This window comes from Nocardiopsis algeriensis (assembly GCF_014203695.1).
Lineage (GTDB): Bacteria > Actinomycetota > Actinomycetes > Streptosporangiales > Streptosporangiaceae > Nocardiopsis > Nocardiopsis algeriensis.
This window is the reverse complement of sequence record NZ_JACHJO010000002.1, coordinates 480,484-500,245: the sequence shown is the minus strand read 5'-3', so window position 1 is coordinate 500,245 and position 19,762 is coordinate 480,484. Positions and strand designations below refer to the sequence as shown.

Genomic DNA, 19,762 nt, shown 5'->3' with positions numbered 1-19,762 from the left:
TGCCGGGGGACGAAGAACGCGGTCGTACCCCGGTAGGAGAGCCCGGCGGCGCGGCCGGTCAGGCCTCCCGGAGCAGGTCCTCCCGGTCCACCAGCCCCGCGCGGAAGGCGAACAGCACCGCCTGCACCCGGTCCCGGGAACCGGTCTTGGCCAGGATGTGGCCGATGTGGGTCTTGACGGTGGGCATGGAGAGCACGAGACGCTCGCAGATCTCCGTGTTCGTGTACCCGAGCGCCACGGCGGTGAGGACCTCCTGCTCGCGCGGGGTCAGCGACTCGGCGGCGCGGCGGGTGTCCCGGTCGAGCGGGGCGGAGGGGGAGGAGCCGCCGAGCAGCGGGCGCACGTGCTGCAGGAGCCTGCGCGTGGAACGGGCGGAGACGACGGAGTCGCCGCTGTGCACGGTGCGCACGGCCGCCAGAAGCTCCTCCGGTGGGGTGTTCTTGAGCAGGAAGCCCGCGGCCCCCGCCTCGACGCCCTCGACCACGTACTCGTCGGTGTCGAAGGTGGTGAGGACGACGATGCGGCAGCCCGCCCCCGACGAGACGAGGGTGCGCGTGGCGCTCAACCCGTCGGTGCCCGGCATCTGGACGTCCATGAGCAGGACGTCGACAGGGTCCGACCGCTGGAGCCGGACGGCCTCCGCCCCGTCGCCCGCCTGCCAGGCGACGGACATGTCCGGCTGGGAGTCCACGACCATCGCCAGGCCGGCGGTGAACAGCCGCTGGTCGTCGGCCAGTCCCACGCGGATCACGCGTGCTCCCAGGGGATCACCGCGTGCACCCGCCAGCCGCCGGTCGCCTCGTCGGTCCCGGCCTCCAGGGCGCCGCCGTGCAGGCCGACGCGCTCGCGCATGCCGATCAGGCCGTGGCCCCGCCGGCCTTCCTCGGGCGCACCTCCCTCGGGCACGGCCGCGGGGACGGGGTTGGCCACGAGCACCTCGGCCCGTCCGGGCGACCAGGTGATCTCGACCCGGACCGGAACGGGGCCCGCGTGCCTCAACACATTGGCGAGTGACTCCTGCACGACGCGGTAGACCGTCAGGGACGCGGCCGCAGGCAGCGCCGGCTGCTCCCCGTGCCGGGACAGGCGGATCCGCAGCCCGACCCGGCGGTACTCCTCGACGAGGACGGGCAGGTCGTCCGCGCCGGGAGCCGGGGCGGTCCCGCGGGCCTCGCCGTCGCGCAGCACGTCCAGGAGCCGGTGGAGTTCCGCCGCGGACTCGCGTCCCACCTGGGCGATGGTGTCCAGGGCGGCCACCGCGCGACCGGGGTCGGCGGCCGCGGCGTAGCGGCCTCCATCGGCCTGGGCGACGACGACGTTCAGCGAGTGCGCGAGGATGTCGTGCATCTCGCGGGCGATGCGGGTCCGCTCGGCGAGCGCGGCCAGGCGCACCTCCTGCTCCTGCTGGGTCTCCAGCAGGCGGGCGTGCTCGACGACGCGGCCGAACTCCTCGCGGTTCCGGCGGCGGAGCGCTCCCAGCAGGGAGAACAGCACGACGGCCGTCCAGCCCGAGAGGACGGTGTTGAGCCGGAGCCGGGGATCCGCCGCGATGTGCTCCGGGGCGATGTCGAGGATCGCCCACACCGTTCCTGCGGTGAGCACGGCGAATCCGGCGGTGCGCCACGGGCCCGGCAGCTCGGCCTGCACCGTGTAGGCCCCGACCAGGGCGGCGACCCCGGCCAGCGCCGTGAGGTGGTCGAACCACAGGACGTGGACCGCCATCAGCGCCCCGAGCGCGGCCAGGGCCGGGAGGGGGCGGGTGCGGCGCAGCGCCAGGGCGGCGCAGGAGGCGGCCGCCAGACCGAGGTAGACCCACGCCTCGGCGGTGTGGAGTCCGTCCCTGGGCCGGGTCGCCACCAGCAGGACGAACCAGAGTGCCGCCCAGCACACGTCCACGGCGAGCACGTGGCGGCGGGCCCAGAGCGTCGCGCGGTCCAGAAGGGCGCGCGGGGACAGGTCAGACATTCCTCCACGATATAAACGCGCAGGCGGCGGGGCCTCGTACCCCGGTACGAGATCGGCGCGGCCCCCGCCCGGCTCCCGTGTGATCTTGCACCGGGGGCCGACCTCACCCTGACCTGCTGCTGTCCGGTATCCGGTCAAGGTGACCGCAGGTACAAGATCACGGCAGGAAAAGGTCATGGCCGGGGGGACCGGGAACCTTCGGCCGGACCTTCCCCGGCCGGACCTTCCTCCGCGGCATCGGAGGACGGGCGGCGGACGGGCGGAGGACGGGCGGAGGACGGGCGGCGGCGGGGGGCGGTGGCCCGCCGCGGGACCGGCGCGGCCGGGAGATGTCCCGGGAGGGGACACCTATCCTGGGAGCGCCCGCGGCGGCGCGGGCCCACCTCAACACCCAGGGGAGCGCGGATGAACATTCTGCTCACCGGAGGGGCCGGCTACATCGGTTCCCACGTCGCGGTCGAACTGCTGGAGGCCGGACACGGGGTCGTGGCCCTGGACTCGCTGGTCAACAGCCACGAGGAGGCCCTGCGGCGGGTCGAGCGGATCACCGGGGCGGCCCTGTCCTTCCACCGGGCGGACTGCACCGACCCCGCGGCGCTGCGGCGCGTGTTCGAGGCCCACGACATCGACGCCGTCATCCACCTCGCCGGGCTCAAGGCCGTCGGCGAGTCCGTCGAGCAGCCCCTGCGCTACTACCGCAACAACCTCGACGCCCTGCTCACCCTCCTGGAGGCGATGGGCGAGCACGGGGTGCACCGCCTGGTCTTCAGCTCCTCGGCGACCGTCTACGGCGACCCCGAGCGGGTGCCCATCACCGAGGACTGCGCCCTGGACGCCACCAACCCCTACGGCGCCACCAAGCTCTTCGCCGAGCGGATCCTCGCCGACGCGGCGGCCGCCGATCCGCGCCTGCGGATCATCTCCCTGCGCTACTTCAACCCCATCGGGGCCCACCCCAGCGGACTCATCGGCGAGGACCCCCAGGGGGTGCCCAACAACCTGTTCCCCTACATCGCCCAGGTGGCCGCGGGCCGGCGCGAGCAGCTGCGGGTCTACGGGGACGACTACGACACCCCCGACGGCACCGGCGTGCGCGACTACCTGCACGTGGTGGACCTGGCGCGCGGCCACCTCGCCGCGGTCGACCACCTGGCCGACGCCCCGGGCCACCGGGTCTACAACCTCGGCACCGGCCGGGGCACCTCCGTCATGGAGGCCCTGCGCGCCTTCGAGAGGGCCGTCGGCGCACCGATCCCGCACACCGTGGCCGATCGCCGCCCCGGCGACATCGCCGTCTGCTACGCCGACCCGGGCGCCGCCGCCCGCGACCTGGAGTGGAAGGCCGTGCGCGGTGTCGAGGAGGCCTGCGCGGACGCCTGGCGCTGGCAGACCGCCAACCCGTACGGCTTCGCGGGCCCGCCGGAGCGCCTCTGAGCGTGACAGCACACCCGGCACAGCCCGTCGGGGGACGCCGAAGCCCCAGGCCCTGTTGTGTGGATCATCTCGGGCTGCACGGCCACCAGACGCTCCCGTGCCGCGCCGGAGAGCTTGCGAAGCCACACCGGGCTGAGCTGCGCTCTCCGCCTCGCAAGGGAACGCCTGGTTGGCCGTTCGCGGGGGGATCGGCTCCGCCGATACGGCGAGAGCATCCACAGAACACGGCCTAGACTGGGGCCATTCCCTTGAACTCCTGCGGAAGGTCCTCCGTCGTGTCCGTTGCTGCTGACAGCACGTTCGACACCGTCCTCGTCGTGGACTTCGGCGCGCAGTACGCGCAGCTGATCGCACGGCGGGTGCGCGAAGCGCACGTGCACAGCGAGATCGTGCCCTCGACCATGCCCGTCGAGGAGATGCTCGCCAAGAAGCCGAAGGCGATCATCCTCTCCGGCGGCCCCTCCTCGGTGTACGCCGAAGGGGCCCCGGTCGTGGGCGCCGAGCTGTTCGAGACCGGGGTGCCCACCTTCGGGATCTGCTACGGCTTCCAGGCGATGACCCGTGCCCTGGGCGGCACGGTCGCCCGGACGGACCTGAGCGAGTTCGGCCGCACCGAACTGACCGCCGTCACCGACTCCGTGCTGTTCCAGGGCATGCCCGCCGAGCAGCTGGTGTGGATGTCGCACGGCGACTCGGTGTCCGAGGCCCCGGCGGGCTTCCGTGCCGTCGCCAGCACCGCGGGCGCCCCGGTCGCCGCGTTCGAGGACGCCGAGCGCCGCCTCTTCGGCGTGCAGTTCCACCCCGAGGTCCTGCACACCGAGCACGGCCAGGAGGTGCTGCGCCGCTTCCTGTACGAGGGCGCGGGCTGCCGCCCGACCTGGACGATGGTCAACATCGTCGAGGAGCAGGTGGAGCGCATCCGCGAGCAGATCGGCGACAAGCGCGTCATCTGCGCCCTGAGCGGCGGCGTGGACTCGGCCGTGGCCGGTGCCCTGGTGCAGCGCGCCGTCGGCGACCAGCTCACCTGCGTGTTCGTCGACCACGGCCTGCTGCGCAAGGGCGAGGCCGAGCAGGTCGAGAAGGACTACGTCGCGGTGACCGGCGCCCGGCTGAAGGTCGTCGACGCCGAGGAGCGGTTCCTGTCGGCGCTGGCCGGGGTGACCGACCCCGAGACCAAGCGCAAGATCATCGGCCGCGAGTTCATCCGCGTCTTCGAGCAGGCGGCCCGCGAGGTCGTCGCCGAGAGCGGGGAGGAGGCCGAGGTCGAGTTCCTGGTGCAGGGCACCCTGTACCCGGACGTGGTCGAGTCCGGCGGCGGCAGCGGCACCGCCAACATCAAGTCGCACCACAACGTCGGCGGCCTGCCCGACGACCTGCAGTTCACCCTCGTCGAGCCGCTGCGCGAGCTGTTCAAGGACGAGGTGCGCAAGGTCGGCGAGGAGCTCGGCCTGCCCGCGGAGATGGTCTGGCGCCAGCCGTTCCCCGGCCCCGGCCTGGGCATCCGCATCATCGGCGAGGTCACCCGCGAGCGCCTGGAGATCCTGCGCGAGGCCGACGCGATCGCCCGTGAGGAGCTCTCCCGCGCCGGGCTGGACCGCGACATCTGGCAGTGTCCGGTGGTGCTGCTGGCCGACGTCCGCTCGGTGGGTGTGCAGGGCGACGGCCGCACCTACGGCCACCCGGTGGTGCTGCGTCCGGTCAGCAGCGAGGACGCGATGACCGCCGACTGGTCGCGCGTCCCCTACGACGTGCTCGCCAAGATCTCCAACCGGATCACCAACGAGGTCCGCGAGATCAACCGCGTGGTGCTCGACGTCACCAGCAAGCCCCCGGGCACCATCGAGTGGGAGTAGGCCTCCCGTGAGGTGAGGGGGCTGGCGCACCTGGTGCGCCGGCCCCCTCTTGCGTCTTCTCCGTCCCCGGCGGCCGGCCCGTGCGGTCGGGCCGGACCCGATCGCGGGGCCGCGTGTCAGTCGACGAGGCCGCTGACGGCGATCCTGGTCTCGGGGCCGCCGGGCCTGTGGCTGAGCACGAGCGTCTCGGGGCCGTCGTCCGCGGAGAGGATGAACACCAGCTCGCCCGCGGCCGCCTCGCCCGGGGCGATCCCACCGCTCCACAGAGGCTCCTCGTACTCGGTCCGGCTCGGGGTCTCGGCCTCCAGGGTGCTGCCTTCGCGGGTCAGCATGCCCTGGGCGTCGTGGTCGAACGCGAGCACCTCGTCGCTGTGGTTCTCCAGTCGCAGGCTGATGACGCAGTACTGGCCCGAACGCAGGGTGGAGCGGCTCTCGACACGCTCCATGCCGCAGTCCGCGCGGGCGATGCCGTAGGTGACCATGCCGTCCGCCGAGGACACCGGGGCCTCCCCGGGTGTCGGGGCGGGGTCCTTCTCGGGGACCTCGGAGCCGTCCTGGCCGCCGTCCTCCCCGGGGGCGGGGGCGCCGGTTCCCGACTGCTGGGCGCCGCCGGGAGCCGCGGAGCCGTTCGAGTTCACCACGACGAACACCGCTGTCAGCAGTGCCACCAGCAGGGCCACGCCGGCCGCCGCGGCGATGACGAGCAGGCTCCGCCGGCGGCCGGGGGCCGCGGGGCGGTGCGGTGGCGGCGGTACGGGCGGGACGTAGGGCTGCGGTCCGGGCCGGGGCGCCTGCTGGTCGGCGGGCGGCACCATCGGGATCGGTCCCGTGGAGGCGGGGTGCTGGGCCGGAGGGTGGCCGGCGTGGCGCTGCTGGGCGCCCTGCTGCGGGTGCCCTCCCGGGTGGGCCGGAGGAGGCGCCTGCTGCGGGTGCACGAAGTTGCCCGTCTGGTGCGCGGGAGCCCCCGGATGCGCCGTCTGGGGACCGGGCCCGCCCTGGGGGACGGGGGAGGACGGGGCCTGGTAGTGGCCCGGGTGCATCCCCGCCATGCCCGGGTGGTGCCCCTGCTGCGGGTGCGGCGGGGCGGTCGGCGGGAGGTTGGGGCGCCAGGACTGGTGCAGCGCGTGCGACACCATCTCGTTCGGGTTGGTGCTCTCCTCGCCCCCCGCGAGCTCCAGCAGGAGGTCCTGGGCGGTGGGGCGCCGGTTCGGGTCCTTGTCCAGGGCGCGCAGCACCAGCCGGTCCAGAGGGCTGTCGAGGTTGCCGATCTGGGGCTCGGCGAACAGCACCCGCTTGCCCAGCGTCATGGCGTCGCCGTTGCCGAAGGGGTGGGTGCCGTTGCCGGCGAAGGCCACCAGACACCCCCAGGCGAAGATGTCGGCCTTGGTGGTGACCTGCTCCTCCAGCAGCTGCTCGGGTGCCATCCACCCGGGACTGCCCATGACGATGCCGGTCTGGGTGTGGTTGGTGGCGGTGTTCATCGCCCGGGCGATGCCGAAGTCGATCACGCGCGGACCCGACAGCGACAGCAGCACGTTGGCGGGCTTGAGGTCGCGGTGGACCAGGCCCGTGCGGTGGATGGCCGCCAGGGCCGCGGCGACGCCCAGGGCGAAGCCGTGCAGGGTGGAGGAGTCCAGCGGACCGTTCTCGGCGATGTGCTCGGCCAGCGCGGTACCGGCGATGTACTCGGTGACCATGTAGGGACGGTTCTCGAACGTCCCGTGGTCGAGCACTTTGGCGGTGCAGAAGGAGGCGACCTTGCGGGCGTTCTCCATCTCGTCGCGGAAGCGCGCCCGCGTCGCCTCGTCGAAGGCGAGTTCGGGGCGGATGACCTTGATCGCTACCTGGTTGCCCCGGTCCGGCAGGCTGCCCAGGTACACGGTGCCCATACCGCCGCTACCCAGCTTCCCGGACAGCACATAGGGACCGATGGTGGCCGGATCCCCGGCGGCCAGCGGTTCCAGGTTCTTCGGGAGCCCATCCGACGGCAAGCGACCCTCCCCGACGGTGTCCAAACCCCGCCTTGCCCCAAGGTAGCGGGGTTTGTGCCCTGATTCCCACTCGCGGACCGCATCGGGCCGCTCGGTTCCAGGACGGTTGACATGACAGTGATGACGATCCCCGAACCGCGGCCGTGGTTCCCGCCTTCTCCGTACCGTTGTGTTCTCGCCGGCGGGAGGGTGTGAACACAGCGGCTCCCCGCCGGGGGTGTGTGTTCACACAAGGTGGAGGTTCCTTTACGATTGGGGACTCGTGACCGTTAGTACCACCGTAACCGTGCGGGTTCCCGCGAAAGTGAACCTGCAGTTGGCGGTGGGGCCCAGACGTGAGGACGGGTTCCACAACCTCGTCAACGTGTTCCACGCCGTCTCGCTGTTCGATGAGATTACCGTCCGGGAGGCGCGGCCGCGCCGCGGGCGCCCCGACAGCGGCGTCGTCGCCGGTCTGACGGCCGGCGGTGACCTGGGATCCCACCTGGCCCGTGTGCCGCTGAACTCCTCCAACCTCGCAGCGGGGGCCGCGGCCCTCCTGGCGAAGGAGACGGGCCGGGGCGCGCCGGTCGAGATCCACCTGGCCAAGAGCATCCCCGTGGCGGGCGGCATGGCCGGGGGCAGCGCGGACGCCGCGGCCGCCCTGGTGGCCTGCGACCGCCTGTGGGGAACCGGGCTGTCCCGGGCCGAACTGCTGCGCCTGGCCGCCGAACTGGGCAGCGACGTGGCCTTTCCCCTCGTCGGCGGCACCGCGGTGGGCCTGGGCCGCGGAGAGCTGCTCACCCCGATGGACAGCCCCGGACGCTACCGGTGGGTGTTCGCGCTGTCCCCGCACGGGCTCTCGACGGGGGCCGTCTTCGCCGAGTACGACCGGCTGCGTCCGGACGCCCCCGAGCCGGAGCCGAGCGCGCCTCTGCGCGAGGCGCTGGCGGCGGGCGACGCCCGCGCGCTGGGTGCGGCCCTGGCCAACGACCTCCAGGAGGCCGCGCTGTCGCTCCTGCCCGAGCTGGGGCGGACCCTGGAGGCCGGCCGTGCGGCGGGCGCCCTGGGGGCCCTGGTGTCCGGCTCGGGGCCGACGTGCGCCTTCCTGGTGGGCGGCGGCTCGGAGGACCGGGAGACGGTGTCCGGCCGGGAGGCCGCCGTGGTGGCGGCCCTGGAGGCGAGCGGGCTGTGCGAGCAGATCGTGTCGGCCGACGGCGACGTCCCGGGAACCGTGTTCGTATGAGGCACATCACGCCGGCTTCTCCGGTGGTGGAGGGCCCCTCCTGACCCGAACCCCTTCCGCGGTCCGGGCACCGGGCGGGAACCGGGACAATGGAGGGGATGACGAATCTGGTCAACCTTCAGGACGTGTCCCTGGCCTACGGGCCCCTCGTGCTCCTCGACAAGGTGTCGCTGGGAGTCGACGAGGGCGAACGCATCGGCGTGGTCGGCCGCAACGGCGGCGGAAAGTCCACGCTGATCTCGGTGCTGTCCGGAGTGATTCCGCCCGACTCGGGCCGCGTGGTGCACAACCGCGGCCTCCGGGTCGGCTTCCTCCAGCAGCGCGACGACTTCCCCGACAGCACCGTCGGGCAGTTCGTGCTGGGTGGGCGGGCCGAACACGAATGGGCGGGCGACGCGCGCATCCGCGACATCCTGCGCGGCCTGCTCAGCGGCTGGGACCTCGACACCCCGATGGCGGGCCTCTCCGGCGGTGAGCGCCGCCGCAGCGGGCTGGCCCGCCTCCTGGTCGACGACCACGACCTCATCGTCCTCGACGAGCCCACCAACCACCTCGACATCGAGGGCATCCACTGGCTGGCCGAGCACCTGAAGGGCCGCCCCGAGGCGCTCGTGGTCGTCACCCACGACCGCTGGTTCCTGGACGCGGTCACCACCCGTACCTGGGAGGTCGGCCGGGGCGCCGTCGAGCGCTACGAGGGCGGCTACGCGGCCTACGTGCTGGCCAAGGCCGAGCGCGCCCGCCAGGCGGCGGCGTCCGAGGAGCGGCGCCAGAACCTCATGCGCAAGGAACTGGCCTGGCTGCGGCGCGGTGCGCCCGCCCGCACCTCCAAGCCCAAGTTCCGGATCGAGGCCGCCAACCAGCTCATCTCCGACGAGCCGCCGCCGCGCGACACGGTCGAGCTGGTGCGCTTCGCCGGCTCCCGGCTGGGCAAGACCGTCATCGATCTCAAGGACGTGACGGCGACGGTTCCCGGACGCACCCTTCTGGACCGCCTCACCTGGCAGCTCGGCCCGGGCGACCGGGTCGGACTGGTGGGTGTCAACGGGGCGGGCAAGTCCACCCTGCTGCGGATCCTCGCCGAGGAGCGCGCACCCGAGTCGGGGAGTGTGCGCACCGGCAAGACGGTCCGGCTCGCCCACCTGTCCCAGAACATCGCCGAGCTCGACCCGGAGGCGCGCCCCCTCCAGGCGGTCATGGACGTGCGGGAGCACGTCACCATCGGCAAGCGCGACTACACCGCCAGTCAGATGCTGGAGAAGTTCGGCTTCCGCGGCGAGCGGCAGTGGACGCCCGTCGGCGACCTGTCGGGCGGTGAGAAGCGGCGGCTGCAACTGCTGCGGCTGCTCATGGACGAGCCCAACGTGCTGCTGCTGGACGAGCCCACCAACGACCTGGACATCGAGACGCTCACGGAGCTGGAGGACCTGCTCGACGGCTGGCCCGGCTCGATGGTGCTGGTCTCCCACGACCGCTACTTCCTGGAGCGCGTCACCGACCGCGTGCTGGCGCTGATGGGCGACGGAACCCTGGCCTTCCTGCCGGGCGGCGTGGACGAGTACCTGGAGCGGCGGGCCGCGAGCCTGGGTGAGGCGGCCGTACCCACGGCCTCCTCCGGCTCCGCACCGGCCGGGAGCGCGCCCGAGCCGGCGGTGTCGGCGGCCGAGCGGCGCGCCGCCCAGAAGGAGATGCAGCGCATCGAGCGGCGCATGGACAGGATCGCCGCCCGTGAGGCCGAGCTGCACGGGCTCATGGCCGAGGCCGCCGACGACTACACGCGGCTCGCGGAGCTGGACACCGAGGCCAGGGCCCTGGCCGCCGAGCGCGAACAGCTCGAGGAGTCCTGGCTGGAGCACGCCGAGACCGCGGGGGACTGACCCCCGGGGTCCGGGCCCCCTGTGGCTATGGTGGTCCCATGGCCATGTGGGCGGCGGACAACAGGGCGGGTCGTGTGCGCGAGGGGCTGACGCTCCTGCTGTCGCAGGGACTGATCGAGGACTTCGAGATCAGGCCCGACGACGAGCATCCCTATCGGGTGACCATGCCCGCCGGAGTGATCGCCCTGAACGAGAACCAGGTGGCGCACTTCCTCCTGGGCGTCGTCACCGCGCGCTTCGGTCCCCTCGCCCGCCGGTGCGGCAGCGGATCCTGACCGCCTCCGCGGGCGGCGCGGACCGCCCGCGGCCCCTCCGTCAGGAGAGATGGGCCCGGAAGGCCTCGGCGATGACGCGGGCGCCCTCGCTGTTGGGGTGGATGTCGGGACCGCGTTCGGTGTTGCACATCCACGTCAGGTCGCAGACCGCCTGGACGTTGGCGGGCCAGCCGGTCCCGCTGTCCTCGGGAACGTCGAAGTCGGTGGAGTCGAAGGCCGCCTCCACGTCGGCGACCTGGATGTCGGCGGCGGCGTAGGCCGAGCGCAGCGACTCGTTCATCTGCTCCAGGACATCGGTGGCGTAGCCGCCCAGGGACGCGTCGAGGGGCAGCTCGCCCTCGGCCTCGGCCAGGGACGGCCCCGCGTCGGGGTCGATCTCCGGCTCCGCGTCCTCGGCCTCCTCCGGGGAGGGCTCCTCCGACGGCTCCGCCTCCGCCTCGGCCTCCAGCAGCATGGCGGCCAGGAAGGGGTTGTAGTAGGTCATCCCGATGATCTGGGTGTCCGGGCCCGCCGCCGTGCGCAGGCGGTCGGCGATCTCGGGGGCCTCCGACTCGATGCGCTCCAGGCCGTCGTCGACGCAGTCGGTGTCGAGGACCGCCGAGGAGACGTCCTCCGTGTCGCCGAGGCCCTCGACGCACCGGGTGAAGTTGTTGCCGCCGATGGTGACGGTCACCAGGGAGACCTGCCCCTCGTGCTCGGACAGGAAGTCCTCGGCCGCCTCGATCTGGGGTGCGCCGTCGTAGCGCTTCTCACACGAGGGGAGGCCGCCTTCGAGGAAGGTCGTCGTGTCCTCCCCGCCGCAGCCGATGCGCTCGTGGCGCAGCGTGGAGTCGGAGTCGTAGAGGTGCCGGTACAGCATGTCGGTGTAGCTCTCGGAGGTCTCCTGGGGGATCCGGTCCTCACCGGGCTGCACGCCCACGGTGATCGAGTCGCCCAGGGACAGGTAGTAGTGCGGTCCGGCCGCGGCCGCGCCGCTCTCGTCGCTGCCGCATCCCGTCAGGGCCAGCAGTGCAGCGGCCGCCGCGGCCGACGCCGCGCTCCACCGGTTTCTCACGTCTCTTCTCCAACCAACGCGTGGGCACAGGGAACACTCGCGCCTGACAGCGGACCCCGGTGAGGGGCGGATGCCGCATGCGGTCAGCCTTGCGGACCGGACGGGTCCATGTCGAGGGGAGCGAGAAGGCATCTCAGTAACGATGCCAGATGCCGGCGGTCCTCAAACGGCATGGGGGAGAGGAGGGACTCCTCGTAGCTCAGCAGGGAGGCGAGGGCGGCGTCGATGAGCTCGGCGCCCTTGTCGGTGAGGCACACCAGTACACCGCGCTTGTCGGCGGGGTCGGGGCGGCGCCGGACGAGCCCGGCCGCGGCCAGGCGGTCCACGCGGTTGGTCATGGTCCCCGAGGTGACCAGGGTGGCGCGGAGCAGGCGGCCGGGACTCAGTTCGTAGGGCGGCCCCGAGCGGCGCAGCTCGGCGAGCACGTCGAACTCCCAGGGTTCCAGCGAGTGCTCGGTGAACACCGTGCGCCGGGCACGGTCCAGGTGGCGCGCGAGCCGCGAGACCCGGCTGAACACCTCCAGCGGCGTCACGTCAACGTCGGGGCGTTCGGAGCGCCACGCCTCGATAAGCCCATCCACCTCATCGCGCATGGGAACAGTTTATCTCTTGACATCAAGATAGCGGGGCGGGTATGCCGTGCACACCCGCCCCGCAGAGCGCTTTCCTACCGGCGCCGGGTCTGGAGCCGAGGCTTGGGATCCAGGTTCGACAGGCCGTTCCAGGCGAGGTTGACCAGGTGCGCCGCCACGACCTCGCGCTTGGGCTTGCGCACCTCCAGCCACCACTGGCCGGTGAGCGCCCACATGCCCACGAGGGCCTGGGCGTACATCGGGGCGAGCACGGGGTCGTATCCCCGCTGGTCGAACTCGTCCACCATGATGTACTCGACCTGGCTGGCGATGTCGTTGATCAGGCTCGCGAAGCTGCCCGTTCCCGAAGCCACGTGGGAGTCCCGGGTGAGCACCAGGAAACCGGTGGTGTGCTCCTCCACGTAGCGCAGCAGCGCCAGGGCCGCCTTCTCGATCTTGTTGCGCGCGCCCTCGGCACCGAGGGCCTCGCTCACCATGTCGACGAGGATGCGCATCTCCTGGTCGACCACGACCGCGTAGACGCCCTCCTTGCCGCCGAAGTGCTCGTAGACCACGGGCTTGGACACGCCGGCCCGCGCCGCGATCTCCTCCACGGAGGTCGCGGCGAAGCCGCGTTCGGCGAACAGCTCCCGGCCGATCCCCACCAGCTGTCGTCGCCGTTCCTCGCCCGTCATGCGCTTGCGGCGCGTGCGGACTCCCTGATGATCGACTGCTCCCATGATGGTGGAGATCCTAGACGCTGACCCGCTTGGCAGCCAGTCGTTCGTTGTTGGGCCAGCGCACCTTGGTCGCCCAGCCCACCTTCTCGAAGAACCAGATGACGCGGGCGGAGATGTCGATCTGCCCCTTGAGCACGCCGTGCCGGGCGCAGGTGGGGTCGGCGTGGTGCAGGTTGTGCCAGGACTCGCCGAAGGACGGGATGGCCAGCCACCACACGTTGCGGGAGCGGTCGCGCACCTCGAAGTTCTCCTCGCCGATGGTGTGGCAGATGGAGTTGACCGACCAGGTCACGTGGTGCAGCAGCGCGACGCGCACCAGGCTCGCCCAGAAGAACGCGGTGAAGGCGCCCCACCAGGACATCGTCACCAGGCCGCCGATGAGGGCGGGCGCTCCGAGCGAGAAGAGCACGATCGGCACGAACAGCTTGTCGACGAGGACGATGTCCTTGTCCTTGAGCAGGTCGGGCGCGAAGCGGCGCGGCGAGGTCTTCTTCTCGTCCAGGTACATCCAGGCCATGTGCGCGTAGTAGAGGCCCTTGGCGACCGAGCGCCAGTCGTCCCCGAAGCGCCACGGGGAGTGCGGGTCGCCCTCGGCGTCGGAGTACTTGTGGTGGCGCCGGTGGTCGGCCACCCACTTGATGACGCTGCCCTCGATGGCCATGGAGCCGGCGACCGCCATCGCGATCTTCAGTGCCCGGTTCGCGCGGAACGAGCCGTGGGTGAAGTAGCGGTGGAAGCCGACCGTGATGCCGAGCCCGCTGATCACGTAGAAGACGACCGCGATGGCCACGTCGACCAGGGTCAGGCCCCAGCCCCAGAAGAAGGGCACCGAGGCGAGCAGGGCGATCAGCGGGACGAACACGAACGCGAAGACGGTGAAGCGCTCGGCCTTGCCGCGCAGTTCGGGCTCGTACTCGGGTATCGGCTCGCGGCGTGCGCCGGGGCGCTGCGCTTCGGTGGATACGTCGGGAGCGGCGGTCATGGGTCTCACCCAATCTTCCTGATCTTCGAAAAACGTCGTCGTGGTCAGGACCAGCGTCCGAAGGGCGCTACCCGTCGCGACTACCCAACCTATACCTACGTAACCGTAACCTACGATCCCGTAGGTTTGGCAAGGGTTGATCAGGAGGCGCTATGTTGGTGCTTGTCATGCGGGCGCGGCCTGTACGCGCCCTGCGTGTTCCCGGATGATGTAATCGGCAGCATGTGGGGTTTTGGTCCCCGTCGTCCAGGTTCGAGCCCTGGTCCGGGAGCTGGGTGCCTTCCGCCGCCCGGCCGCCGCGCGGTTTCGGCCGCACTGCGGAGCGGCGCATGTCACACACCGGTACTCCGAGCCGTTACCGCAGGCCACACAGGGGCTGCGGGCGCCCTCCACGTGGTGGGGAGCGGTCTCCGGGAGCCCCGAACCCGCATGTATCCTTCCCCTGTCGGCCGCTGGTCATCCGACGGCCGCCCGCGCGGCATGCGGGACGCGCCGCCGAAGGGTGAGCCGACAGGTCAATCGCCAGCTATCGCGAGGGGTCTCCTTCAGTGAGCGTGAACCGCCCGGCTGCCGTCGTCGTCCTTGCCGCAGGCGAGGGCACCAGGATGAAGTCCAGACTTCCCAAGGTCCTTCACGAGATCAGCGGACGCAGCCTCGTCGGGCACGTGCTGGCCGCCGCCGACGAGCTCGACCCCCGGCGAACGGTCGTCGTCGTGGGACATGCCCGGGAGCAGATCCGGGAGCACCTGGCGCAGATCGCGCCCGAGGCCCTCACCGCGGTCCAGGAGGAGCAGAACGGCACCGGGCACGCGGTCCGCATGGCCGTCGAGGACCTCGCCGCCCAGGGTGTCGAGCTGAGCGGGACCGTCGTCCTCACCTGCGGCGACACCCCCCTGCTGCGCGGCTCCACCCTCACCGAGCTGGTCGCCTTCCACGAGAAGGAGGGCAACGCCGTCACGGTGCTCTCCGCGCGCGTTCCCGACCCCCACGGCTACGGGCGCATCGTCCGCGACGCCGACGGGGACTTCACCGCCATCGTCGAGCACGCCGACGCCACGCCGGAGCAGCACGCCGTCGACGAGATCAACTCCGGCATGTACGCCTTCGACGGCGCCCTGCTCACCTCCGTCGTCCAGCGTCTGACCAGCGACAACGCCAAGGGCGAGGAATACATCACCGACGCGGTCGCGCTCCTGCGCGGTGACGGCCACCGGGTGGACGCCTGGGTCGCCGAGGACTGGCAGGAGGTCCAGGGCGTCAACAACCGCGTCCAGCTCGCCGAGGCCCGCCGCGTCCTCAACGACCGCATCCTGCGCGACCACATGCTGGCCGGCGTCACCGTCGTGGACCCCGCCACGACCTGGGTGGACGCGCAGGTCCGCATCGGCCGCGACGCCCTGATCGAGCCGGGGACCCGCCTGCGCGGCTCCACCGTCATCGGTGAGGACGCCGTCGTCGGCCCCGGCGCGGACCTGGCGGACACGGTCGTGGGCGCGGGCGCCGCCGTCCGCGAGACCACCGCGGAAGGGGCCGAGATCGGACCGGGGGCCACCGTGGGCCCCTACACCTACCTCCGGCCGGGCACCCGCCTGGCCGAGCGGGCGAAGGCCGGCGCCTTCGTCGAGGTCAAGAACGCGAACGTCGGCGCCGGATCCAAGATCCCGCACCTGACCTACGTCGGGGACGCGGACATCGGCGAGGGCAGCAACATCGGCTGCTCCTCGGTGTTCGTCAACTACGACGGCGTCAACAAGTCCCGGAGCACCATCGGCGACCACGTGCGCATCGGCAGCGACAACACCATCGTCGCGCCGGTCACCGTGGGCGACGGTGCCTACTCCGGGGCCGGGACGGTGATCCGCGACGACGTTCCGCCGGGAGCCCTGGCCGTGTCCGAGGGGCACCGCCAGCGCAACGTGGAGGGGTGGACCGTGCGCAAGCGCCCGGGCAGCCCTTCCGCCGAGGCGGCGCAGAAGGCCGTGGCGGCCGAGGCCGGTACGGACAGCGATCGGCACAGAGCCGACGACAAGCAGTGACTGTGGGGGAGAGACACGTGACCGGGATGAAGGCCACCGGCCAGAGGAACCTGATGCTGTTCTCGGGGCGCACGCACCCGAGCCTGGCCGAGGAGGTCGCGAAGGAACTGGGGATCGAGACGGTCCCCACCCGGTTCGACACCTTCGCCAACGGTGAGATCTTCGTCCGCTACCTGGAGTCGGTCCGGGGATCGGACGCGTTCGTCATCCAGGCGCACGCCGATCCGATCAACGAGGCGATCATGGAGCAGCTGATCATGGTCGACGCGCTCAAGCGCGCCTCGGCCAAGCGGATCACCGTGGTCACCCCGTTCTTCGGATACGCCAGGCAGGACAAGAAGCACCGCGGCCGCGAGCCCATCTCGGCCCGCCTGATGACCGATCTGTTCCGCACCGCGGGCGCCGACCGGATGATGGCCGTCGACCTGCACACCGACCAGATCCAGGGCTTCTTCGACGGCCCGGTCGACCACCTGTTCGCGCTGCCGATGCTGGCCGACCACATCGCCTCCCGCGTCGACCTGTCCGAGATCACCGTGGTCTCCCCGGACGCGGGCCGCGTGCGGACCGCCGACCGCTGGGCCGACCGCCTCGGCGCCCCGCTGGCGATCATCCACAAGCGGCGCGACCCGGACGTGGCCAACCAGGTGCGCGTTCACGAGGTCGTCGGCACGGTCCGCGACCGCGTCTGCGTGCTGGTGGACGACATGATCGACACCGGCGGCACCATCGTCAAGGCCGCCGACGCGCTGTTCGAGCAGGGCGCCCGCAAGGTCGTGGTGGCCGCCACGCACGGCGTGCTGTCGGGACCGGCGGCCGAGCGCCTGCAGAACTCGCAGATCTCCGAGGTGGTCATCACCAACTCGCTGCCCGTGCCCGAGGCGCGCTCCTTCGAGAAGCTGACCCAGCTCTCGATCGCCCCTCTGCTGGCCCGTGCGATCAGCGAGGTCTTCACGGACGGCTCGGTCACCAGCCTGTTCGAGTAGGAGTCCGGTGCCGGGGCCTCGGCCCCGGCACCCCGGCCGGGGCGGGGCATGTTCTGAGTCGTCGGTTGAGCCGGTAGACTTGACAGAGTGTCCCCGTGCCCGGGCGGAGCCTCCGCAGAGGCTGCGCGCGGAGGTTCGGGCAGGGGTGCGCGACGAGCGTTCCCGGGCCCGCGGGTCCGGTGGCTGCTCGCCGGGCACGCCTGGAACCAGGGCGTCCGCGCCCTCCCCGAGGGGGCCCCGCGCTTTCCCCGCCGAGAGCGGGAATCGTTCGTACTACTGGAGTCGTGTTCCCCGTGTAGCGGGGTTGAACCCGAGGAGTTTTGTCGTGTCCGAGGTACGTATCGCTGCCGAGCCCCGCACGGAATTCGGCAAGGGCGCCTCCCGTCGCGCCCGCCGCGCGGGTAAGGTGCCGGCCGTCCTCTACGGCCACGGCACCGACCCCCGCCACCTGAACCTGCCGGGGCACGAGCTCATGCTCGCCCTGAAGACCCCGAACGTCCTCCTGCGCCTGGACGGCCTGGACAAGGACAACCTCGCCCTGCCCAAGAGCGTCCAGCGCGACGCGATCAAGGGCTTCCTGGAGCACGTCGACCTGCTGGTCGTCACCAAGGGCGAGAAGGTCGAGGTCGAGCTGCCCATCACCCTCACCGGTGAGATCAAGGCCGGCGGCGTGATCTCCCAGGAGCTCGTGACGGTGACCATCGAGGCCGAGGCCACCCGCATCCCCTCGGACGTCGAGCTCAGCGTCGAGGGCATGGAGGTCGGCACCGTCGTGAACGCCGGCGACCTGAAGCTGCCGGAAGGCGCCGTCCTGGCGATGGAACCCGACATGATGATCCTGAGCATCGCCGCCGCACAGGTCGAGAAGGCCCAGGACGAGGACGGCGAGGACGCCGCCGAGTAGGCGTCGGCCGCAGACCTTTCGACGAACGCGCGGTTCCCTTCCGGGGACCGCGCGTTCGCCGTGTCGGTAGGGTTTCCCTGTGCTGGGATGGCTGAGGAAGAGAGACATGGCGGAGACCGAGCGATGGCTGGTCGTCGGACTGGGCAATCCGGGGCCCAAGTACGCCGGGAACCGGCACAACGCCGGGTTCATGGTGGTGGAGGCGCTGGCCGGCGGTGAGCGCTGGAAGGCGCACAAGGCGCACGCCGAGGTGGTGGAGACCCGCCTGGGCGGCGTCCCGGCGGTGCTGGCCAAGCCCCGCAGCTTCATGAACCTGTCCGGGGGGCCGGTGTCGGCGCTGGCCAGGTTCTACAAGGTGCCGATCGAGCGGATCGTCGTCGTGCACGACGAGATGGACATCGACTACGGCGCCCTCAAGCTCAAGAAGGGCGGAGGCTCGGGCGGGCACAACGGGCTCAAGTCGGCGACCGCCTCGCTGTCGAGCCCCGACTACCTGAGGGTGCGCTTCGGGGTGGGCCGCCCGCCGGGGCGGATGGACCCGGCGGCGTACGTGCTCAAGGACTTCTCGTCGACCGAGCGCGCGGAACTGGAGCTCAACGTGGAGCGCGCGGCCGACGCCGTGCGCACGATCCTCACCGAGGGTCTGGAGCGGGCGCAGAACATCTACCACACCGCCGCCTGACCTGTCCCCGGGCCGGTCCGCCGCGGACCGGCCCGGGGGATCGGCTACCTGCCGCCGTGCCTGCTCTCCAGCAGGGCGGACCACAGGGAGAAGTAGGCGGGCTTGGGGCCGAAGTTGTCCCACATGACCGTCGCGGCTCCCTCCCCCTCGAAGAACACCGGCACCCAGGAGTACTTGTCGGTGAAGCCCCAGATGGTGAAGGAGTCGCAGCCCTCCACGCCCAGGCACGCCGAGAGCGCCCGACCGTAGTAGTCGGCCTGCTGCTCCAGCTGGGCCCAGGTCGGGCGGCCGTTCTCCGGCAGCTGCATGCGCACGTCCACCTCGGTCAGGGCGGTGCCCAGGCCGAGGTCGTCGAAGCGCTGGAGGTTCTCCTGGAGCGAGGACGGGAAGCCGTACTGCATGCTCAGGTGCACCTGGGCGGAGAAGCCGTGCACCGGCACGCCCTCGGAGAGCAGTTCCCGGACGAGCTCGTGGTAGGCGTCGCTCTTGGCGTTGACGTCCTCGACCCCGTAGTCGTTGAAGTACAGCTCGGCCTCGGGGTCGGCCTCGTGGGCCCAGCGGAAGGCGTCGGCGACGATCTCGGGCCCGAGCTCACGGATCCAGATGTTCTCCTCGGTTCGCAGCTGCCCCGACTCGTCGAAGATCTCGTTGGCCACGTCCCACTGGTCGATCCGGCCGGCGTAGCGGCCGACGACGGTCGTGATGTGGTCGTGCAGGATCTCGCGCAGCTCCTCCTCGGAGAAGTCGCCCTCCTCCAGCCACTCGGGGTTCTGGCTGTGCCACAGCAGGGTGTGGCCGCGCACGTCCTGGCCGTGGCGCTCGGCGAACTCGACGATGGCGTCGGCCATCCCGAAGTCGTACTCGCCCTGCTCGGGGTGGATGTACTCCCACTTCATCTGGTTCTCGGGGGAGACGGAGCTGAACTGGTCGGCGAGGATCCGCCGGTACCTCTTGTCCGAGGTGAAGGGGTCGGGGTAGTCCTGCTCCAGGTGGTGGCCGCCGCCGGCGACGGCGGTGCCGATGACGAAACCGTCGGGCGCCGCCCAGCGCAGTGTGCCGGGCTTGTCGTGCCGGGAGTGCCCGGGGCGGTCGCCGTGGTGCGGACCGGCGGAGGCCGGGGCTGCCAGGGGGAGCACCAGTGCCGTCGCGGCCGCGAGCGCGGTGAGAAGGCGAACCGGTTTCATGG

General features: G+C 71.7%; 17 protein-coding genes. 9 read left to right on the top strand and 8 right to left on the bottom strand.

Features of this window, described 5'->3' with window-relative positions:
• Positions 1-58: 58 nt before the first annotated feature.
• Both FHS13_RS04505 and FHS13_RS04500 read right to left on the bottom strand, forming a co-directional pair.
• A complete protein-coding gene (locus tag FHS13_RS04505) occupies positions 59-751 on the bottom strand; it encodes a response regulator (RefSeq protein ID WP_184287867.1) in 693 nt (230 codons plus the stop codon).
• Positions 748-1,965, bottom strand: coding sequence for a sensor histidine kinase (locus FHS13_RS04500; RefSeq protein ID WP_184287864.1), 1,218 nt, complete (start codon positions 1,963-1,965; stop codon positions 748-750). The genes FHS13_RS04505 and FHS13_RS04500 overlap by 4 nt, the downstream gene beginning before the upstream one ends.
• Before the next feature lie 405 nt (positions 1,966-2,370).
• Between FHS13_RS04500 and galE the strand changes: the two genes are divergently transcribed.
• Together galE and guaA are read left to right on the top strand one after the other, a co-directional pair.
• Complete coding sequence (galE, locus tag FHS13_RS04495; protein ID WP_184287861.1) at positions 2,371-3,399, top strand: UDP-glucose 4-epimerase GalE; 1,029 nt, start codon at positions 2,371-2,373, stop codon at positions 3,397-3,399.
• 275 nt (positions 3,400-3,674) lie between these two features.
• Positions 3,675-5,252 (top strand): glutamine-hydrolyzing GMP synthase, encoded by a 1,578-nt coding sequence (gene guaA / locus FHS13_RS04490; RefSeq protein WP_184287858.1) that lies wholly within the window; start codon positions 3,675-3,677, stop codon positions 5,250-5,252.
• 116 nt (positions 5,253-5,368) lie between these two features.
• Here guaA and FHS13_RS04485 read toward each other — a convergent pair whose 3' ends face one another.
• Positions 5,369-7,243, bottom strand: a complete 1,875-nt coding sequence (locus FHS13_RS04485) for a serine/threonine-protein kinase (RefSeq protein ID WP_184287854.1) — start codon at positions 7,241-7,243, stop codon at positions 5,369-5,371.
• 262 nt (positions 7,244-7,505) lie between these two features.
• Between FHS13_RS04485 and FHS13_RS04480 the strand changes: the two genes are divergently transcribed.
• The 3 genes from FHS13_RS04480 (at position 7,506) to FHS13_RS04470 (ending at position 10,620) form a co-directional block, all read left to right on the top strand.
• Positions 7,506-8,468 carry a 4-(cytidine 5'-diphospho)-2-C-methyl-D-erythritol kinase gene (locus FHS13_RS04480; RefSeq protein WP_184287851.1) on the top strand — a complete coding sequence of 321 codons (963 nt, stop codon included), beginning with the start codon at positions 7,506-7,508 and terminating at the stop codon, positions 8,466-8,468.
• 98 nt (positions 8,469-8,566) lie between these two features.
• Positions 8,567-10,345: an ABC-F family ATP-binding cassette domain-containing protein gene (locus FHS13_RS04475; protein ID WP_184287848.1), complete on the top strand. Its 1,779-nt coding sequence runs from the start codon at positions 8,567-8,569 to the stop codon at positions 10,343-10,345.
• Positions 10,346-10,383: 38 nt separating this feature from the next.
• Positions 10,384-10,620, top strand: coding sequence for a hypothetical protein (locus tag FHS13_RS04470; protein WP_184287845.1), 237 nt, complete (start codon positions 10,384-10,386; stop codon positions 10,618-10,620).
• Positions 10,621-10,660: 40 nt separating this feature from the next.
• Here FHS13_RS04470 and FHS13_RS04465 read toward each other — a convergent pair whose 3' ends face one another.
• The 4 genes from FHS13_RS04465 to FHS13_RS04450 all read right to left on the bottom strand — a co-directional run bounded on the left by FHS13_RS04465 (position 10,661) and on the right by FHS13_RS04450 (position 13,968).
• Positions 10,661-11,674: a GDSL-type esterase/lipase family protein gene (locus FHS13_RS04465; RefSeq protein WP_184287843.1), complete on the bottom strand. Its 1,014-nt coding sequence runs from the start codon at positions 11,672-11,674 to the stop codon at positions 10,661-10,663.
• 83 nt (positions 11,675-11,757) lie between these two features.
• Positions 11,758-12,267: a MarR family winged helix-turn-helix transcriptional regulator gene (locus tag FHS13_RS04460; protein WP_184287840.1), complete on the bottom strand. Its 510-nt coding sequence runs from the start codon at positions 12,265-12,267 to the stop codon at positions 11,758-11,760.
• A gap of 74 nt (positions 12,268-12,341) precedes the next feature.
• A complete protein-coding gene (locus FHS13_RS04455) occupies positions 12,342-12,941 on the bottom strand; it encodes a TetR family transcriptional regulator (RefSeq protein WP_420221223.1) in 600 nt (199 codons plus the stop codon).
• Positions 12,942-12,999: 58 nt separating this feature from the next.
• A complete protein-coding gene (locus FHS13_RS04450; RefSeq protein WP_184288024.1) occupies positions 13,000-13,968 on the bottom strand; it encodes an acyl-CoA desaturase in 969 nt (322 codons plus the stop codon).
• Between the two features lie 548 nt (positions 13,969-14,516).
• Between FHS13_RS04450 and glmU the strand changes: the two genes are divergently transcribed.
• The 4 genes from glmU (at position 14,517) to pth (ending at position 18,576) form a co-directional block, all read left to right on the top strand.
• On the top strand, positions 14,517-16,004 hold the full coding sequence (glmU, locus tag FHS13_RS04445) for a bifunctional UDP-N-acetylglucosamine diphosphorylase/glucosamine-1-phosphate N-acetyltransferase GlmU (protein ID WP_184287834.1): 1,488 nt from the start codon (positions 14,517-14,519) through the stop codon (positions 16,002-16,004).
• A gap of 17 nt (positions 16,005-16,021) precedes the next feature.
• Positions 16,022-16,990, top strand: a complete 969-nt coding sequence (locus FHS13_RS04440; RefSeq protein ID WP_184287831.1) for a ribose-phosphate diphosphokinase — start codon at positions 16,022-16,024, stop codon at positions 16,988-16,990.
• A gap of 325 nt (positions 16,991-17,315) precedes the next feature.
• A complete protein-coding gene (locus FHS13_RS04435) occupies positions 17,316-17,894 on the top strand; it encodes a 50S ribosomal protein L25/general stress protein Ctc (RefSeq protein WP_184287828.1) in 579 nt (192 codons plus the stop codon).
• A gap of 106 nt (positions 17,895-18,000) precedes the next feature.
• The gene (gene pth / locus FHS13_RS04430; RefSeq protein WP_184287825.1) at positions 18,001-18,576 is read left to right on the top strand and encodes an aminoacyl-tRNA hydrolase; all 576 of its coding nucleotides are present in this window, start codon (positions 18,001-18,003) and stop codon (positions 18,574-18,576) included.
• A 44-nt stretch (positions 18,577-18,620) separates the two neighbouring features.
• Here pth and FHS13_RS04425 read toward each other — a convergent pair whose 3' ends face one another.
• Positions 18,621-19,760, bottom strand: a complete 1,140-nt coding sequence (locus FHS13_RS04425) for an endo-1,4-beta-xylanase (RefSeq protein ID WP_184287822.1) — start codon at positions 19,758-19,760, stop codon at positions 18,621-18,623.
• Positions 19,761-19,762 lie beyond the last annotated feature (2 nt).

What these genes read in the sequence shown, in the direction of transcription:
- FHS13_RS04470 (WP_184287845.1), top strand. Translation starts at nt 10,384, where the DNA reads ATGGCCATGTGGGCGGCGGACAACAGGGCGGGTCGTGTGCGCGAGGGG.
- FHS13_RS04460 (WP_184287840.1), bottom strand. Translation starts at nt 12,267, where the DNA reads ATGCGCGATGAGGTGGATGGGCTTATCGAGGCGTGGCGCTCCGAACGC.
- FHS13_RS04450 (WP_184288024.1), bottom strand. Translation starts at nt 13,968, where the DNA reads ATGACCGCCGCTCCCGACGTATCCACCGAAGCGCAGCGCCCCGGCGCA.
- galE (WP_184287861.1), top strand. Translation starts at nt 2,371, where the DNA reads ATGAACATTCTGCTCACCGGAGGGGCCGGCTACATCGGTTCCCACGTC.
- FHS13_RS04475 (WP_184287848.1), top strand. Translation starts at nt 8,567, where the DNA reads ATGACGAATCTGGTCAACCTTCAGGACGTGTCCCTGGCCTACGGGCCC.
- pth (WP_184287825.1), top strand. Translation starts at nt 18,001, where the DNA reads ATGGCGGAGACCGAGCGATGGCTGGTCGTCGGACTGGGCAATCCGGGG.
- FHS13_RS04500 (WP_184287864.1), bottom strand. Translation starts at nt 1,965, where the DNA reads ATGTCTGACCTGTCCCCGCGCGCCCTTCTGGACCGCGCGACGCTCTGG.
- FHS13_RS04425 (WP_184287822.1), bottom strand. Translation starts at nt 19,760, where the DNA reads ATGAAACCGGTTCGCCTTCTCACCGCGCTCGCGGCCGCGACGGCACTG.
- FHS13_RS04455 (WP_420221223.1), bottom strand. Translation starts at nt 12,941, where the DNA reads ATGACGGGCGAGGAACGGCGACGACAGCTGGTGGGGATCGGCCGGGAG.